The sequence below is a fragment of the Streptomyces sp. NBC_01477 genome, from assembly GCF_036227245.1.
GTDB lineage: Bacteria > Actinomycetota > Actinomycetes > Streptomycetales > Streptomycetaceae > Actinacidiphila.
The window spans coordinates 5,395,814-5,412,083 of record NZ_CP109445.1; the positions used below are offsets into that span (position 1 = coordinate 5,395,814).

The following is a 16,270-nucleotide window of genomic DNA, read 5'->3' on the forward strand; positions in this document are numbered from 1 at the left end:
GAAGGACCCGGCGCGTCCCGCCAGGGACAATGGCGGGGTGGAAGACACCTTCGCCGCCGCCTTCGCCCACGCCGCGCACAGCGGTGCCGGCGCCGATGACGTGGACGCCGCCGCGTCCGTGCTCGCGGCGGACGGGGACCGGGACGCCGTCGCGGCGCGCTGCGCCGAGCGGGTGGTGGGGGAGTGCGAGCGGCGCGGATGGCGGCCGGCCGACCTCGCGCGGATCGTACGGCGGGAACTCGGACCGCTGCACCAGCGCCTCGCGGCCGGCCTGGGCACCCAGCCGCTCAGCGGCTTCGCCAAGGCCGAACGGCTCACCGGCTTCGCCGCCGCGACCGCGTACGTCGAACTGCTCCGCCTCTACGCCCGCCTCCCGCCGATCCCCGCCCTCGGCACGCCGGGCGGGGGCGCCGCGCCGCACAAGATGCTCACCCGTATCCGCGCGCTGCTGGCGAAGGCGGAGTCGACCGGCTATCCGGACGAGGCCGAGGCGCTGTCGGCGAAGGCCCAGCACCTGATGGCCCGGCACAGCATCGACGCGGCGCTGCTGGCCGCGTCCCACGGCGACCACGGGGACCCCGGGGACGGGAGCGGGGCCGGTGCCCGGCGGATCGGCGTGGAGCGGCCGTACGAGGGCGCGAAGGCCCTCCTGCTGGACGCCGTCGCCGAGGCGAACCGCTGCCGGTCCGTCTGGTCCTCCGAGCTGGGCTTCTCGACGGTCGTCGGCCACGCGCCCGACCTCGACGCCGTCGAACTGCTCTACACCTCGCTGCTCGTCCAGGCCGACCGCGCCCTGCACGGCGGCCGTACGTCCCGCTCCCGCGACTTCCGCGAGTCGTTCCTGATCGCCTACGCGTCCCGTATCCGGGTGCGCCTGGCCGACGCGACCGCGCAGGAGGAAGCGGCCGAGCCGGCCCCCGGCCTGCTCCCGGCGCTGGCCTCCCGCGCGCTGGCGGTGGAGGACACCGCCCGCCGCCTCTTCCCCACGACGACCACCTCCCGCCTCAGGGCGCGGGACGCGGAAGGCTGGCAGCACGGCGAGTCCGCGGCCGACCGGGCGAACCTGCGGGACAGCCGGTAGCCCGAAGCGCTGCCCGCCGCCGCCCGGCAGGGGAACGGGCGACGGCGGACCTCGCGGTGGACGCCGTGGCGCCCGGGGGTCAGAACTGCTGGACGAAGTACGGCGACACGTTCAGCCGCCCGTTGCCGCGGGCGCCGTTGAGCTGGCCGGACGAGCCCTGGGCCAGGGTGTACCAGGAGTCGACGTAGTCGGCGTCGTTGGTGTACCAGGCCGACGGGATCGCCGCCAGGATCGCGTCCACCAGCGGGATGTAGGCGCCCTGGTCGGTGATGGTGAGCAGGGCGTCCGCCAGCGCCTTGGCCAGCGTGGCGTAGTTGGTGTCGCCGTCGTCCTCCATCATCACGACGTCGGCCAGGTTGTATTTGTAGTTGGACCAGTTGACCAGGATCTGGTTGGGGTAGTAGGTGGTGCCGTCCTTGTCCAGGTACGGCATGTCGACGGTGTCGACCCGCACCTTGCCGTCGAAGCCGAACCCGCTGACGATCGAGAAGATCTCGGCGTCGCCGAGGATCCACGGCTCCTCGTCGTCGTTGAGGTAGACCGAGTTCACCTTGGTGCTCCAGTAGCCGCCGGTGGCGGCGGGGGCGGTCAGGCCGGCCTTGCGGAAGGCCTTGTCGACCTGGGCCAGACCGCTCGCGGCGGCCTTGTCCACGTCGATGTCCACCACGTAGACGGGCCGGCTGGGCGCCTGCCGGGCGCTGAGCGTGTGGGCGCGGCCGGCGCTGTCGTACGCGGTGACCGCGGCCCCCTTGTCGTCGTCGGCGGCGACGGCCACCAGCGGGACGGCGTCCGGCGTCAGGGCGGCCTTCATCGAGTCGGCGCCCAGCCGGACGCGCAGCAGCGAACCGGTGTCCGCGCCGAGTCCCTTGGCGGCGGCGATCTGCCGGCCGGCGCCGGAGACGGCGGCGGCGAGCCCGGCGGGAGCGGTCCTGCCCGCGGTGAGCGAGCCGAGGTCGACCTGGGCCGAGCCGAGCGCGGCGGTACGCACCTGGGCGCGCCACCCGGGGCTGGCCAGGGAGGCGGCGAGGCTGCGCGCGACAGCGGTCTCGGCGGCGCCGACCGGCGAGACCGCCGACTTCGCGGGCGCCGCGGCGGGCGTGGCCGCGTGCGCGGACGGCAGCGCGAGGCCCTGGACGGCCAGAACGCACGACGCGCCGAGTGCGAGGGTGATCGCGGCGCGCTTGCTTGCGGTGAGGTGCACGGGAGGTTCCTCCTGGAGGCGTGCCGCTGTCGCTGGTCAGCGGTGGGGCGGCGGTCTGGGGGCATGCAGGACGGAGCCGATCTATGCGGGTAGATTTCCGCATCCCCGCTATGGTGTCCGTAGCATGTCAATCCGCACAAGAGCCCTCCAGGCCAGGTCCGCCGCCTTCCCGGCCAATGAGCCGGATGAGCCGGATGGGCGAGGTGGGCCGGGGCGGGTCACGGTGGGCGCGCCGTTGTCGGGCGGCGCTCTGGAACGTACAATATTCTGTACGTCAAGGAGGTGGGCCGTTGAAGACCATGTCGTACTCGGAGTCGCGTGCGAAGTACGCCGAAGTGCTGAACGCCGTGACCGACGACCGCGAGGAGATCGTGATCACCCGGGCGGGCCACGATCCCGTCGTCATCGTCTCCCTTGAGGACTACGAGTCCTTGAAGGAGACCGCCTACCTGCTGCGCAGCCCCGCGAACGCGCGCCGCCTGCTGGCCTCCATCGAGGAACTGGAGAGCGGCGGCGGGACGGTACGGGATCTCGCGGACTTCGAGTGAAGATCACCTTCGCGTCCCGCGCCTGGGAGGACTACCTGTGGTGGCAGGTCCAGGACCGCAGGATGCTCAAGCGGATCAACACGCTCATCGCCGACGTGGCGCGCAACGGCAATGAGGGGATCGGCAAGCCCGAGCCGCTCAAGCACGGCTTCCAGGGCTACTGGTCGCGCCGGATCAACGACGAGCACCGCCTGATCTACAAAGTCGAGGACGACTCGGTGCTGATCGCCCAGTGCCGCTACCACTACGAGAGCTGACAAAGGCCGGGCCGGGTGGCGTACCCGGCCCGGCCGCGGGGGTCAGACGGTCAGCGGGTCCAGGAGCATGGGGCGGACGCGGCCCTCGATCATCGCGCCGAGGCCCTGGACGGCGACCACGTCGGGGCGTTCCGCGACGAGCACCGGCATGCCGGTGGCCTGGCGCAGCATCAGGTCGAGGCCGGGCATCAGCGCGCTGCCGCCCGCCAGCATGATGCCGCGGTCGCCGAGGTCGGCGACCAGGTCGGGCGGGCAGCGCCGGAGCACTCCGGTGATGGCGTCCAGGACCGCGTTCAGCGGGGTGCGCATCGCGTGCCTGACGCCCTCGGTGTCGACCAGCACCGAGCGGGCCATCCCGCTGACCACGTCCCTGCCGTGCACCTCCGTGGTGGGGGTGCCGCCGGTGGCGGGGGCACCGAGCATCTGGTGCAGCGGGCGTACGGACTGGCTCGGCAGCATCAGCTCGTGCGCGGTGCGCAGGTGCTGCACCACCGCCCGGTCGATCGCGTCACCGCCGACCGGCACGGTCTCCGCCGAGACGATCGAGCCCAGCGAGAGCACGGCCACCTGGGTGGTGCCCGCCCCGCACACCACGATCATCGTGGCCTCCGGGTGCTCGACGGGCAGCCCGCAGCCCACCGCGGCGGCGATCAGGGTGTCCACCAGTTCGACCCGGCGCGCGCCGAGCCCGTACATCGTCTCGACCGCGGCCCTGCGGGCGATCGGCTCGCTGCCGTGCGGGGTGCACACCGCCGCCCGCACCACCGGCACCCGCAGTCTGCGGCGGCCGAGCTTGTCGCCCAGGATGTGCCGCAGCATCCGCTGGGCCATGGCGATGTCCACCACGGCGCCGCCCGCGATCGGCCGGGAGACCCTGATGTGCTCGGGGGTGCGGCCGGCCATCTGCTCGGCCTGCGCGCCGACCGCGATGAGCGCGCCGGTACGGATGTCGATCGCGGCCACGCTGGGCTCGTCCGCGACCAGGCCGCTGCCGCGCAGAAAGACCCGGGTGCGTGCGGCGCCCAGGTCCACGGCGACCGTGCAGCGCCGGAGCTGGTCGAGTGTGGGGTTCGAGGGGATGCCGATCACAGCGCGCCTCCTTGCGCCCGGCCGCGCTTGGAGTGGTAGGTGGCCAGCGACCAGATCACGAAGATGTCGATCGCGATCATGATCAGCGACCAGGCGGGCTGGTAGGGCAGGAACATGAAGTTCGCGATCAGGCTCAGCGAGGCGATGGCGATGCCCGCGTACTTCGCCCAGGCCTCGCCCCGGAGCAGGCCCGCGCCGACGAGCACGGCGATGATGCCGAGGACGAGGTGGGTCCAGCCCCAGGAGGACACGTCGAATTTGTAGGCGTAGCTGCCGCGGGTCACCACGTAGACCGAGTTCTTCGCGATGCCGACGCTGCCCTCCAGGATCGCCAGCACGCCGCCGACCAGCAGCAGGACGCCCGCGAAGACCGTGCCGCCCGCCGCCAGGGCGTGCCGGTCCGCGTCGTGCCGGGGCGAGCCCGGCCCGGAATGCGGTGTCTGCGGGCCGGGCGTTGCTTGGCTCATGGCTGCTCCCGAGTCTGATCGACGGCGGTAACCGTAGGAAACCGGCACAAAACCCGCCTTGACGACAACATGATCTGACGATCAGTCCGACAATGCGAGGAAGGCTGGGCCGTACGGGAGTGCGCCATGCGGGGGTTTCCCGCCGCCGGGCGGGTCCGCGGGTGCGTACGGGGAGGGGCGGTACGGGCTCCCGGTGGTCCTCGGGTTCCTGCCCGGTCGGGCTCCCGGCGGTTCTCCGAGGCGGCCCCCGGCGGTCTGCCCGGCCCGCTCCAGGAGGCGGCGCTGCCCGGCCGGCTCCACGAAGCGGGGCTACTCGGGCGACTCCAGGCGGAAGCCGAGCTTGAGGCCCACCTGGTAGTGGTCGATCACGCCGTCCACGAGGTGGCCGCGTACCTGCGTCACCTCGAACCAGTCGAGGCCGCGCAGGGTCTGTGCGGCGCGGCTGATGCCGTTGCGTACGGCGGCGTCGACGCCTTCCTGCGAGGTGCCGACGATCTCCGTCACCCGGTAGGTGTGCTCGGCCATGGGGGACTGCCCTTCACTCGGGGGTCGGGGGTGCCCTCTCACGGTGCCGCAGACCGGGCGGGACCGCACGGCGACCCGGTGCATGTGCGTATCGTCATAAAGTGGACACTGTGACTTCCGGCTGGCCCACCGCGCTCGTGCGGTGGATCCCTGGCGGGATGGTCGTGGCCGCCGTGGTCTTCGACCTGCTGACACCCGCCCCCTACACCGGCGACCCGCTGCTCGCCGCGGGTTGCGTACTGGCCGGTGCCACCCAGGGCGTCCGGGCCACCGTGGCCACCTGCATCGGCGCGCTGCTCGCGATGATCGCGCTGATCCTGGAGGACGACCGCTTCGTCGACCACCACGGCCTGTCCGACATCGGCAGCGTCCTGCTGGCCGCCGTCATCGCGCTGTTCGTCAACCGCACGCTCAGCCGCTACGGGCGGCGCCTGGCGACCGTGCGCGGCGTCTCCGAGGCCGCCCAGCGCGCACTGCTGCCCGACCCGCCGCAGCGCATCGGCCCGCTCGGCATCGCCGCCCGTTACGACGCGGCCGCGTCCGAGGCCAGGATCGGCGGCGACATCTACGCCGCCCAGGCGACCCCTTACGGCATCCGGCTGATGATCGGCGACGTCCGCGGCAAGGGCCTGGGCGCGGTCGGCGCCGTCGGGGTGCTGCTCGGCGCCTTCCGTGAGGCCGCCGACTCCGAGCCCGACCTGCCGCGGCTCGCCCACCGGCTGGACCGGGCGCTGGAGCGCTACAAGGCCGAGCGGGAGGACGAGAACCGGCTCGAAGGCTTCACCACCGGCGTACTGGCCGAGTTCGGCCCCGACGGCGGCACCCTGCGGCTGGTCAACCGCGGCCACCCGCCGCCGTATCTGCTGACCGCGGACGGGGACGTACGCGCCCTGGAGCCGACCGCGCCCGACCTGCCGTTCGGCATGCACGGGCTCGGCGGGGTCCGCTCCGCGCCCGACGTGCTGGCCCTCCCGCACGGCGCCACGCTGCTGCTGATCACCGACGGGGTGACCGAGTCCCGCAATCTGGCGGGCGACTTCTACGACCCGCAGCTCCGGCTGCCCGGCCTGTGCCCGCAGCCCGGCCCGCAGCAGACCGTCGACGCCCTGCGCGGCGACCTGGACGCCTGGACGAAGGGCTGCCCGCCGGGCAACGACGACCGCGCCGTCCTGGCGGTCCGCCGGGACTAGGGCCTGCCGTTCGGATCTCTGCGGAGGAATCCGAACGGCAGGCCCCGGGGATCGCGGTCAGTGGTGGAAGGCCGTCGCCACCGACTCGGGGCGGTTCAGCGGGTGCGGCTGGCGCCGCAGCTCGGGGAGCAGCCGGTCCAGGTCCTCCATCAGCAGGTCGGCCAGGTCCTCGGAGAAGCCGTTGCGGCACACCACCCGCAGCACCGCCAGATCCTGCCGGTCGGCGGGGAAGGTGTACGCGGGGACCAGCCAGCCGCGCTCGCGCAGCCGCCGGGAGACGTCGAAGACGTCGAAGGACGTGACCTCGGGGGCGGTGGTGACCGCGAAGACCGGCAGCTGGTCGCCCCGGGTGACCAGCTGGAAGTCGTCCAGCTCCGCGAAGCGGCCGGCCAGCAGGCCCGCCACGTCCCTGCTGGACTGCTGCACCGCGCGGTAGCCGTCCCGGCCCAGCCGCAGGAAGGAGTAGTACTGCGCCACCACCTGCGCGCCGGGGCGGGAGAAGTTCAGCGCGAAGGTCGGCATGTCGCCGCCCAGGTAGTTCACCCGGAAGACCAGCTCCTCGGGCAGCGCGTCGGAGTCCCGCCAGAGCGCCCAGCCGACGCCCGGGTAGACCAGGCCGTACTTGTGGCCCGAGGTGTTGATCGAGGCGACCCGGGGCAGCCGGAAGTCCCACACCAGGTCCTCGTCCAGGAAGGGCGCGATCATGGCGCCGGACGCGCCGTCCACGTGCACCGGGATGTGCGTGCCCGTGCGCTCCTCGTACGCGTCCAGGGCCGCGCAGATCTCCGCGACCGGTTCGTAGGACCCGTCGAAGGTCGAGCCGAGGATCGCGACCACCCCGATGGTGTTCTCGTCGCACAGCGCGAGGGCCGCGTCCGCGTCCAGGTGCAGCCGGTCGCCGCTCACCGGCGCGAGGCGGGCCTCGACCTCCCAGAACGCGCAGAATTTCTCCCAGCACACCTGCACGTTCGCGCCCATCACCAGATTGGGCCTGGCCGTCGCCGGGTAGCCCTTGGTGCGCTTGGACCAGCGGCGCTTGAGCGCCATCCCGGCGAGCATGCACGCCTCGGACGAGCCGGTGGTCGAGCAGCCGATGACCGCGTTCGGGTCGGGGGCGTTCCACAGGTCGGCCAGGATCGACACGCAGCGCCGCTCCAGCACGGCGGTCCGCGGGTACTCGTCCTTGTCGATCATGTTCTTGTCGCGGCACTCCGCCATCAGGACGTCGGCCTGCGGCTCCATCCAGGTGGTGACGAAGGTCGCCAGGTTCAGCCGCGCGTTGCCGTCGAGCATCAGTTCGTCGTGCACCAGCTGATACGCGGCGTGCGGCGTCATCGGCCCGTCAGGCAGCCGGTGCTTGGGCGGTGCCGTGTCCATGCCGCCGACCGGGTCGGCCTCGCCGAAGAACGGGTTCACCGCGATCGCCCGCGGACTTGCTGAGCCTCTGTGCAGTGACATGCCCGTCACGATACGTCCGCGTACACGGGTCCGCCCGTCGCTGGAGGGGGCCGGGCGGGCGCCCCTCCGGGGGCGGCGGAGGGGGGCCAGGACCACGGCGGAGCCCTGTTCCTGCCCCACCGCCGAATACCTCGGTTGGGACGAGGCATCGCCCGGCGGTGGGCGGCGCGCAGCCGCGGCTACTCCAGGCGCGGCTGCTGCGCGGGGGCCGGGCAGATGCGCTGGCCCTCGTGGTCGAAGACGTACAGGTGCGCCAGGTCGACCAGCAGCGGGACCCGGTCACCGCGGCGTACCCGGATGTCCGGCCCGGTCCGTACGACGAGGTCGCCGGTCTGGGTCTCCGGGGTCGAGGGGCGGTCCATGACCGACACCGGCGCCTGCTGCGGCTTGGGCGGCAGGCCGGCGGCCGACGAGGAGCCGTCGCGCTCCATGACACTGGCCTGAATGCGGCGTGCGGCCTTCTGCGCGAGCTTGCCGAGCCCGACCCCGCCGCTCGAACCCCGGCGCGAGCCGTTCTTCGCGGCGGCGGCGGGCCGCGGCGCCTCCAGCTCGGGCACCAGCGCGGGCCGCGAGCCGGTGTTGAGGTGGACCAGCGACTCGTGGCCCTGGTATTCGACGTGCTCGACGATCCCGCTGAGCACCACCTCGCCGGCGTGCGCCTGGCTGGGCTGGGCGATGCGTACCGCCTCCGAGCGCAGCCCGACGATGATCGGGCGGCCCTGCTGGATCCGCAGCATCTGGTGGTCGTAGTTCAGCGGCTCCGGCAGCCCGAGCCGCTGGCGGCCGAAGTCGATCCACATCCCGCCGGTCAGCGGGGCGATGACGGTGGCCTGGAGCAGATTGATCCGCGGGGTGCCGACGAAGGCGGCGACGAAGACGTTCTCCGGCAGGTGGTACGCCTCGCGCGGGCTGCTGATCTGCTGGAGTACGCCGCTGCGCATGATGGCGACCCGGTCGCCGAGCGACATGGCCTCGGCCTGGTCGTGGGTGACGTAGACGGTCGTGACGCCCATGCCGTGGGTGAGGCGGGCGATCTCGGCGCGCAGGTGCGCGCGCAGCTTCGCGTCCAGGTTGGACAGCGGCTCGTCCATCAGGAAGACCGAGGGGTGCCGGGAGATGGCCCGGCCCATGGCGACGCGCTGGCGCTCACCGCCGGAGAGCTGCCCGGGGTAGCGGTCGAGGATCTCCTCGATGCCGAGGATGCGGGCGGTCTCGTCGACCCGCGGCCCGTGCTCCTCGCCGGGCATCTCGAACCGCAGCGGGAAACCGATGTTCTCCCTGCTGGTCATGCTCGGGTAGAGGGCGAAGTTCTGGAAGACCATGGCCATCCGGCGGTCGCCCGGCGCCAGGTCGTTGGAGTATTCGCCGTCGAGCAGCAGCTCGCCCGTGGTGATGTCCTCCAGGCCCGCGATCATCCGCAGGACGGTCGACTTGCCGCAGCCCGAGGGGCCGAGCAGCACCAGGAACTCACCCGGCGCGATGTCCAGCGAGAACCGGTCCACGGCAGGCGACGGCTGCTTCGGGTAGTACTTGGAAACTTCGTGCAGGGAGATGGCGCGAGTCATAACGGGAGCCGCCAGGTGGTTCGGACGCAGTGACGGGGCACGTGGGGGGAAGACGGGGATGACTTTCCGGACATGCGGTGGTGCATCGGGTGCATGGGTGACACTGCGGAGAAGGTAGTGCACTAGTCACAGGTTGCGGAACGTTTGTATCAACACTGGATTGATACTTTTGGATCGTGACGAACATCGCGCTCGGCCCGAGCTGGCTCTCTCCCGACCATCTGATCAACACGTACGGCCTGTGGGGCGTGCTGCTGATCGTGTTCGCGGAGTCGGGGCTGCTGATCGGATTCTTCCTGCCCGGCGACTCGCTGCTCTTCACCACGGGCCTGCTGGTGGCCGGCGGCACCCTGGACCGGCCGCTGTGGCTGGTGGCCCCGCTGATCGCGGTCGCCTCGGTGGTGGGGCAGCAGGTCGGCTACCTGTTCGGCCGCAAGGTCGGCCCCTCGCTGTTCAGCCGTCCCGACTCGCGGCTGTTCAAGATGGAGAACATCGAGAAGGCGCACGCGTTTTTCGAGCACCACGGACCCAAAGCCATCGTGATGGCCTGCTTCGTACCGGTGGTCAGAACGTTCACCCCGATCGTCGCAGGCGTCAGCCGAATGAACTACCGCACCTTTGCCACCTTCAATGTGATCGGCGGCACCTTGTGGGGCGCCGGAGTCACGCTGCTGGGTTACTGGCTCGGCCAGGTCCAATTCGTGAAGGACAACATCGAGGCGATCCTCGTCCTGGTGGTGCTGGTGTCGGTGGTGCCGCTGGGCATCGAGTACCTGCGCTCGCGCCGCAAGGCGGCGTCCGCGCAGCCGGAGCCGGCCGAGGGCGCGGACGTCCCCGAGGCCGTCGGGGCACCGCGCGGTGCCGGCCGGCACCGCGCGCAGAAGAACTGAGGGCGGGCGGGTGACGGACGGCCCGGGGCCGGGACAGGAGCGCGAACCGGACACCGGGCCGCGCCCCGCCGTGCCGTCCAACGGCTACGGCTCGGCCTTCACCCCGCCCGAGGGCATCCCGGTCATCGCCCTGCCGCCGGGGGACGCGCGCTGGCAGGACCGCATGCGGACCTTCGTCCGGCTGTCGGTCACCGAACGGCCGGGTCCCGACGTCGCCCTGGACCGGCCGGAATCCGGCCACACCGTGTCGGTGCCGCGGGTGCTCGACCTGACCCTGCGGATCGGCGAACTGCTGCTGGCCGGCGGCGAGGGCGCGGAGGACGTCGAGGCGGCGATGCTCGGCGTCGCCTACGCCTACGGCCTCGCCCGGGTGGAGCCCAACGTCACCTTCACCCTGCTGGGCATCTCCTACCAGCCCTCGCTGACCGACCCGCCGCTCACCATGAGCCGTACGGTCCGCCGCCGCGGCACCGACTACACCCGGCTCGCCGCGGTCTACCGCCTCGTGGACGGTGTCACCGCCGGCGAGGCCACCCTGGAGGACGCCTACCGGCGGCTCGCCGACATCCGGCGCAACCGGCACCCCTACGGCAGCTGGCTGCTCACCGGGGCCGCCGGGCTGCTCGCGGGCGCGGCCAGCCTGCTGGTCGGCGGCAATCTGATCATCTTCCTGGCCGCCGGGGTCGCCGCGATGCTCGGCGACCGCCTCGCGTGGCTGCTGGCCGGACGCGGGATCCCGGAGTTCTACCAGTTCGCGGCGGCGGCGATGCCCGCCGCCGCGATGGGGGTGCTGGTGGACCTGGCGCGCTGGATCCCGGGCGCCGCGGGCGTCCAGTCCTCCGCGGTCATCACCGGCGGGCTGTTCGCGCTGCTGCCCGGCCGCGCCCTGGTCGCCGCCGTCCAGGACGGCCTGACCGGCTTCTACATCACCGCCTCGGCCCGGCTGCTCGAAGTGATCTACCTCGTCGTCGGCATCGTCATCGGCGTCACCCTGATCCTCTACGCCGGCGTCAAACTCGGCGCTGACCTCAACCCCGACCAGGCGATCCGCGCGTACGACCACCCGTGGGTGCAGCTCGTCGCCGCGATGGTGCTGACGCTGGCCTTCGCCGTGCTGCTCCAGTGCGAGCGGGCGGTGCTGCTGCTCGCCACCCTCAACGGGGGCGTCGCCTGGACGGTCTACGGCGTCCTGCACCAGCAGGCCGGCGGCAACCAGGTCGGCGCCACCGCGGCGGCCGCCGGGCTGGTCGGGCTCTTCGGCCAGCTCATGGCCCGCTACCGGTACGTGTCCGTCCTGCCGTACGTGACGGCGGCGATCGGGCCGCTGCTGCCCGGCTCCGCCACGTACTTCGGCCTGCTGGCGTTCACCCAGAACCACACCGAACAGGGCTTCACGCAGCTCACGCGGGCCGCTGCCATCGCGCTGGCACTGGCCATCGGGGTCAACCTCGGCAATGAGATCGCCCGCCTCGCGCTGCCCTCCCCCGGCCCCACCACCCCCCGCCGCGCCGCGAAGCGCACCCGCGGCTTCTAGGGCGTGTCCCAGGGCCGCGGGGTCAGCCCGCCGTGACCGCGCCTGCCAGGGCGTCCAGCGCCGCTTGGGCCGCGGTCGCGGACGGCGCGCCCTGGGTCATGAAGCAGAAGGCCAGCACCCGCCCGGCGGGGGTGACCGTCACTCCGGCGATCGTGTTCGTACCGGTCAGCGTGCCGGTCTTGGCGCGGACGACCCCCGCGCCCGGGGCCGAGCGGAAACGGGACGCCAGCGTCCCGGTGAAGGCCGCGATGGGCAGGCCCTCCAGGACCGGGCGCAGTTCGGGATGGGAGGGGGACGCGGCCAGCGCGAGGATGTGGGTGAGCGCCGCGGGCGACAGCGCGTCGTGGTGGTCGAGGCCGCTGCCGTCGGCGAAGACGGCATTCCCCAGGGGCACGCCGTAGCGCCGCAGGGCGTCGCCGACCGCCTTCGCGCCGCCCGCGAAACTGGCGGGACGGCCGCCCGCCAGGGCGACCTGGCGGGCCAGCGCCTCGGCGATGTCGTTGTCGGAGTCGGTGAGCATCCGCTCGACCAGCTCGCTCAGCGGCGCCGACCGGTGCGCCGCCAACTGGGTCCCGCCGGCGCCGCTCGCGGAGGCCGGGTCGCCGGCGACGGTGACGCCGTGCGCGCGCAGCAGCTTCGCGAAGGACGTGGCCGCCGCGAGCGCCGGGTCGGTGGCGCGGGCCGCGGGACCGCTCTCGCTGTGGCCCAGGCGCCCCTCGCGCACCATCAGCGCGGTGACCGGCGCGAGGTTGTCGTTGTAGCCGATGGGGTGCAGCTCGGGTCCCGTGTACAGCGACGTGTCGTAGCCGAGCCGTACGGACGTGGTGCCGCGGGAGTGGAGCGCGGCGGCGGTGTCGGCGGCGAGCTGGTCGAGTTCGAGGGTCGGGTCGCCGCCCCCGACGAGCACGACGCGCTTGGAGCCGACGGCGACCACGCCGGTCGTCAGGGTGCGGGAGCCGCCGAGGGTGCCGAGCGCGGCGACGGCGGTGGCGAGCTTGGTGGTCGAGGCCGGCGTGGAGGCGGTGGCCGACTTGTGGTCGTAGACCGTCCGCCCGCTCGCGACGTCGAGCACCGCCCCGGTGCGTACCGTGCCGAGGTCCCGCGAGGCCATCAGCGGGCCGAGCCCGGCCGCGAGGCCGGAGCCGGCGGCGGCCTGCCCGCCGCCCGCCGGGGCGAGCACGGGCGCGGCAGCGGCGGCGGGAGGCGCGGCATAGGGCCGCGGCGCGGCAGGGGCGGCGGTTCCGGCGGCGGAGGACCCGGCGGGCGCGGCTGTTTTCCCGTCCCGGGCTGCGGCGTAGGACCGTTCGGCCGTACGCTGTCCGCCGTCCCACGGCCCCGCGGCAGCCGCCGCACCCGCCGCGACCACCGCACCTATCGCCGCGGATATCGCCACTACCTGCACTGTCCTGCCGTGCGGCACCCCCGACCAGCCCCTTTCACGACCACCCACTTGCGTGGGAGACACTTAATCACCCGCAGTACGTGCTGATCATGGAGGAGTAGGGCCTTGGAGTTCGACGTCACGATCGAGATCCCGAAGGGTTCGCGGAACAAGTACGAGGTGGACCACGAGACCGGTCGTATCCGCCTGGACCGCAGGCTCTTCACCTCGACCAGCTATCCCGCCGACTACGGCTTCATCGAGAACACCCTCGGCCAGGACGGCGACCCGCTGGACGCGCTGGTCATCCTGGACGAGCCGACCTTCCCCGGCTGCCTGATCACCTGCCGTGCGATCGGCATGTTCCGCATGACCGACGAGGCCGGCGGCGACGACAAGGTGCTGTGCGTGCCCGCGTCCGACCCGCGGGTGGAGTACCTGCAGGACATCCACCACGTGAGCGAGTTCGACCGGCTGGAGATCCAGCACTTCTTCGAGGTCTACAAGGACCTGGAGCCCGGCAAGTCCGTCGAGGGCGCCGACTGGGTGGACCGCGCCGCGGCCGAGGCGGAGATCGAGGAGTCCTTCCGCCGGCTCAAGGAGCACGGCCCGGGCCACTGAGCCCGCTTCCGCGTCACGCACCGCCGGAGGGGCGGGCCGGGAATGTCCCCCGGCCCGCCCCTCCGCCCTCCCGGCAGGCCCCAAAGCGCGGACCGGCAACGTACCGTGAAGACATGACGAGCATCGGTGGAAGCGAGATGGTCGACTGGAACCTCGCCGTGGCGACAGCCCAGAGGCTGACCCGCCCGGGGCCTGAGGTGAGCCGCGACGAGGCCAGGGCGATCGTGGCGGAGCTGCGCGGGCACGCGCTGGACTCCGAGGCGCACGTGCGGGCCTTCACCCGCATGCACGGCGACGCGGACGCGCCACCGCACGGCACCCCCGTGCTGATCGTGGACCGGGCCGGCTGGGCCAAGGCGAATGTGGCCGGCTTCCGCGAGGTCCTCAAGCCGCTGCTGGTCAAGATGCAGGCCCGCAGGCCCGGCGGCGCGGGCGGCGCGGTGCTCGGCACGGTCGGCGGCAAGGTCACCGGGGTCGAGGTCGGGATGCTGCTGAGCTTCCTGTCGTCCCGGGTGCTCGGGCAGTACGAGACGTTCGCGCCGCCCAGCCGCGACATGCCGGCCGGGCCGGTCAAGCCGGGACCCGGCCAGTCCAAGGCGGGACGGCTGCTCCTGGTGGCGCCGAACATCGTGCAGGTCGAGCGGGAGCTGGACGTGGACCCGCACGACTTCCGGCTGTGGGTGTGCCTGCACGAGGAGACGCACCGCACGCAGTTCACCGCGGTGCCGTGGCTGCGCGACCACATCGAGAGCGAGATCCAGTCGTTCCTGGGCGAGACCGACCTCGACGCCTCCACGGTGATCGAGCGGGTCCGGCAGGCCGTGCAGTCCTTCAGCGGCCCGAACGGCGGCAAGGACCAGGACGGGGCGGACGGTGCCGCGGAGGCCGAGGGCGCGCCGGACGACGGCCGCAGCCTGGTCGACCTGGTGCAGACGCCCTCCCAGCGGGAGATCCTGGCCCGGCTGACCGGCGTGATGTCGCTGCTGGAGGGACACGCCGACTACGTGATGGACGGCGTGGGACCCGAGGTCGTGGCGAGCGTCGCGGAGATCCGGGAGAAGTTCAGCCGCCGCCGCGCCACCGGCGCCGGACGCCTGGACCAGGCGCTGCGCCGGCTGCTCGGCCTGGACGCCAAGCTGCGGCAGTACCGCGACGGCGAGCGGTTCGTGCGGGCCGTGGTCGACGAGGTCGGCATGGACGGCTTCAACAAGGTGTGGACATCGCCGAACACCCTGCCCACCAAGACGGAGATCGCCAAACCGGCGGAATGGGTCGCCCGGGTGCACCGGCGTAGCGAGGGCTGACCACCCGGAGCCCTCCGGTTCACCCGTCCGAGGGACCGTAGACGTGGGGTAGGGCGTGCGATGCTCGGGTAATGCTCGGAGTTCTGTCACCATCTGGATACCCTGCGTCATCTCCCCTCGCTTCTGCTCCCGCTCACAGCCTCCTCAGGAGGGAACCGGACATGGGACCCCACCCCACGGTCGCGGCGATACGCCTGGCGGTCCGCCGCGTCCTGCACGACGTCCTCAGCTCGTCCGCCGACCCGCACCCCGTGGTGCTCGCCGCGTGCAGCGGCGGGGCCGACTCCATGGCGCTGGCCGCCGCCCTCGCCTTCGAAGGGCCGCGGCTCGGCGTCCGGGCCGGCGCGGTCACCGTCGACCACGGCCTCCAGGACGGCTCCGCCGTGCGCGCCCAGGAGGTGGCCGGCCGGCTGCGCGCGCTCGGCCTCGACCCGGTCGACGCCGTCGGTGTGACCGTCGGCCGCCAGGGCGGCCCCGAGGCCGCGGCCCGCGACGCCCGTTACGCGGCGCTCGACGCCGCCGCCGACCGGCGCGGCGCCGCCGCCGTGCTGCTCGGCCACACCCGCGACGACCAGGCAGAAACGGTGCTGCTCGGGCTCGCCCGCGGCTCCGGTATCCGCTCGCTGTCCGGCATGGCCGCGGTCTCCGGGGCGGGCGGCCGCTACCGGCGGCCCTTCCTGCTGCTGGACCGCGACACCGTACGGCAGGGCTGTCTCGCCCAGGGCATCACCGTCTGGGAGGACCCGCACAACCACGACCCGGCCTACACCCGCTCCCGGGTCAGGCACGAGGCGCTGCCGGTGCTGGAGAAATCCCTCGGCAAGGGCGTCGTCGAGGCGCTGGCCCGCACCGCCCAGCTGTCCAGGGACGACGCCGACGCCCTCGACCAGTGGGCGGCGGACGCGCAGGCCGACGCGGCGGGCGACGACGGCAGCCTCGACGTACGCCGGCTGGCCACGCTCCCCGCCGCGGTGCGCCGAAGAGTGCTGCGCAGATCGGCCATCGCCGCCGGCTCGCCGCCGGGCTTCCTCTTCGCCCGGCACATCGAGGAGGTGGACCGGCTGGTCACCGGCTGGCACGGGCAGAAGGCGCTCAACCTGCCGGGCGGCGTCGCTGTGCTGCGGGCCAATGGCAGACTGGTGTTCTCGCCGTCGTAAGG

The 16,270-nt window shown here is 72.9% G+C and carries 16 protein-coding genes; 9 read left to right on the plus strand and 7 right to left on the minus strand.

The window, feature by feature from the left end:
- Positions 1–37: 37 nt before the first annotated feature.
- Positions 38–1,081, plus strand: coding sequence for a DUF2786 domain-containing protein (locus tag OHA86_RS22930; protein WP_329178070.1), 1,044 nt, complete (start codon positions 38–40; stop codon positions 1,079–1,081).
- A 79-nt stretch (positions 1,082–1,160) separates the two neighbouring features.
- Here the strand turns inward: OHA86_RS22930 and OHA86_RS22935 are convergent, their stop codons facing one another.
- Positions 1,161–2,282, minus strand: coding sequence for a DUF3103 family protein (locus tag OHA86_RS22935; RefSeq protein ID WP_329178072.1), 1,122 nt, complete (start codon positions 2,280–2,282; stop codon positions 1,161–1,163).
- Positions 2,283–2,572: 290 nt separating this feature from the next.
- Here OHA86_RS22935 and OHA86_RS22940 point away from each other — a divergent pair, with 290 nt between their 5' ends.
- Positions 2,573–2,830, plus strand: coding sequence for a type II toxin-antitoxin system Phd/YefM family antitoxin (locus OHA86_RS22940; RefSeq protein WP_329178074.1), 258 nt, complete (start codon positions 2,573–2,575; stop codon positions 2,828–2,830).
- A complete protein-coding gene (locus OHA86_RS22945; RefSeq protein WP_329178076.1) occupies positions 2,827–3,087 on the plus strand; it encodes a Txe/YoeB family addiction module toxin in 261 nt (86 codons plus the stop codon). The genes OHA86_RS22940 and OHA86_RS22945 overlap by 4 nt, the downstream gene beginning before the upstream one ends.
- A gap of 42 nt (positions 3,088–3,129) precedes the next feature.
- On the opposite strand, the gene OHA86_RS22950 is transcribed toward OHA86_RS22945, so the two are convergent.
- The 3 genes from OHA86_RS22950 to OHA86_RS22960 all read right to left on the minus strand — a co-directional run bounded on the left by OHA86_RS22950 (position 3,130) and on the right by OHA86_RS22960 (position 5,168).
- The gene (locus tag OHA86_RS22950; RefSeq protein ID WP_329178078.1) at positions 3,130–4,176 is read right to left on the minus strand and encodes a rod shape-determining protein; all 1,047 of its coding nucleotides are present in this window, start codon (positions 4,174–4,176) and stop codon (positions 3,130–3,132) included.
- A complete protein-coding gene (locus OHA86_RS22955) occupies positions 4,173–4,643 on the minus strand; it encodes a DUF7144 family membrane protein (protein WP_329178080.1) in 471 nt (156 codons plus the stop codon). The genes OHA86_RS22950 and OHA86_RS22955 overlap by 4 nt, the downstream gene beginning before the upstream one ends.
- Before the next feature lie 309 nt (positions 4,644–4,952).
- Positions 4,953–5,168 carry a dodecin gene (locus OHA86_RS22960; RefSeq protein WP_329178081.1) on the minus strand — a complete coding sequence of 72 codons (216 nt, stop codon included), beginning with the start codon at positions 5,166–5,168 and terminating at the stop codon, positions 4,953–4,955.
- Between the two features lie 101 nt (positions 5,169–5,269).
- Between OHA86_RS22960 and OHA86_RS22965 the strand changes: the two genes are divergently transcribed.
- Positions 5,270–6,358, plus strand: coding sequence for a PP2C family protein-serine/threonine phosphatase (locus OHA86_RS22965; RefSeq protein ID WP_329178082.1), 1,089 nt, complete (start codon positions 5,270–5,272; stop codon positions 6,356–6,358).
- 57 nt (positions 6,359–6,415) lie between these two features.
- Here the strand turns inward: OHA86_RS22965 and OHA86_RS22970 are convergent, their stop codons facing one another.
- Together OHA86_RS22970 and OHA86_RS22975 are read right to left on the minus strand one after the other, a co-directional pair.
- The gene (locus tag OHA86_RS22970) at positions 6,416–7,816 is read right to left on the minus strand and encodes a glutamate decarboxylase (RefSeq protein ID WP_329178083.1); all 1,401 of its coding nucleotides are present in this window, start codon (positions 7,814–7,816) and stop codon (positions 6,416–6,418) included.
- 179 nt (positions 7,817–7,995) lie between these two features.
- Positions 7,996–9,381 carry an ABC transporter ATP-binding protein gene (locus tag OHA86_RS22975; protein ID WP_329178085.1) on the minus strand — a complete coding sequence of 462 codons (1,386 nt, stop codon included), beginning with the start codon at positions 9,379–9,381 and terminating at the stop codon, positions 7,996–7,998.
- A 176-nt stretch (positions 9,382–9,557) separates the two neighbouring features.
- Here OHA86_RS22975 and OHA86_RS22980 point away from each other — a divergent pair, with 176 nt between their 5' ends.
- Positions 9,558–10,271 carry a DedA family protein gene (locus OHA86_RS22980; protein WP_329178087.1) on the plus strand — a complete coding sequence of 238 codons (714 nt, stop codon included), beginning with the start codon at positions 9,558–9,560 and terminating at the stop codon, positions 10,269–10,271.
- A 10-nt stretch (positions 10,272–10,281) separates the two neighbouring features.
- Positions 10,282–11,805 carry a threonine/serine ThrE exporter family protein gene (locus tag OHA86_RS22985; protein ID WP_443071835.1) on the plus strand — a complete coding sequence of 508 codons (1,524 nt, stop codon included), beginning with the start codon at positions 10,282–10,284 and terminating at the stop codon, positions 11,803–11,805.
- A gap of 22 nt (positions 11,806–11,827) precedes the next feature.
- Here the strand turns inward: OHA86_RS22985 and dacB are convergent, their stop codons facing one another.
- Positions 11,828–13,198 carry a D-alanyl-D-alanine carboxypeptidase/D-alanyl-D-alanine endopeptidase gene (gene dacB, locus OHA86_RS22990; protein WP_329178089.1) on the minus strand — a complete coding sequence of 457 codons (1,371 nt, stop codon included), beginning with the start codon at positions 13,196–13,198 and terminating at the stop codon, positions 11,828–11,830.
- 114 nt (positions 13,199–13,312) lie between these two features.
- Here dacB and OHA86_RS22995 point away from each other — a divergent pair, with 114 nt between their 5' ends.
- The 3 genes from OHA86_RS22995 (at position 13,313) to tilS (ending at position 16,268) form a co-directional block, all read left to right on the plus strand.
- On the plus strand, positions 13,313–13,807 hold the full coding sequence (locus tag OHA86_RS22995) for an inorganic diphosphatase (RefSeq protein ID WP_329178091.1): 495 nt from the start codon (positions 13,313–13,315) through the stop codon (positions 13,805–13,807).
- A 113-nt stretch (positions 13,808–13,920) separates the two neighbouring features.
- Complete coding sequence (locus tag OHA86_RS23000) at positions 13,921–15,111, plus strand: zinc-dependent metalloprotease (protein ID WP_329178093.1); 1,191 nt, start codon at positions 13,921–13,923, stop codon at positions 15,109–15,111.
- 161 nt (positions 15,112–15,272) lie between these two features.
- Positions 15,273–16,268 carry a tRNA lysidine(34) synthetase TilS gene (gene tilS, locus OHA86_RS23005; RefSeq protein WP_329178095.1) on the plus strand — a complete coding sequence of 332 codons (996 nt, stop codon included), beginning with the start codon at positions 15,273–15,275 and terminating at the stop codon, positions 16,266–16,268.
- The last annotated feature ends 2 nt before the right edge of the window (positions 16,269–16,270 follow it).

Bases quoted from the DNA above. Each gene is read 5' to 3' on its own strand.
- OHA86_RS22955 (WP_329178080.1), bottom strand. From the start codon at position 4,643: ATGAGCCAAGCAACGCCCGGCCCGCAGACACCGCATTCCGGGCCGGGC.
- OHA86_RS22960 (WP_329178081.1), bottom strand. From the start codon at position 5,168: ATGGCCGAGCACACCTACCGGGTGACGGAGATCGTCGGCACCTCGCAG.
- OHA86_RS22970 (WP_329178083.1), bottom strand. From the start codon at position 7,816: ATGTCACTGCACAGAGGCTCAGCAAGTCCGCGGGCGATCGCGGTGAAC.
- OHA86_RS22975 (WP_329178085.1), bottom strand. From the start codon at position 9,381: ATGACTCGCGCCATCTCCCTGCACGAAGTTTCCAAGTACTACCCGAAG.
- OHA86_RS23000 (WP_329178093.1), top strand. From the start codon at position 13,921: ATGACGAGCATCGGTGGAAGCGAGATGGTCGACTGGAACCTCGCCGTG.
- tilS (WP_329178095.1), top strand. From the start codon at position 15,273: ATGGGACCCCACCCCACGGTCGCGGCGATACGCCTGGCGGTCCGCCGC.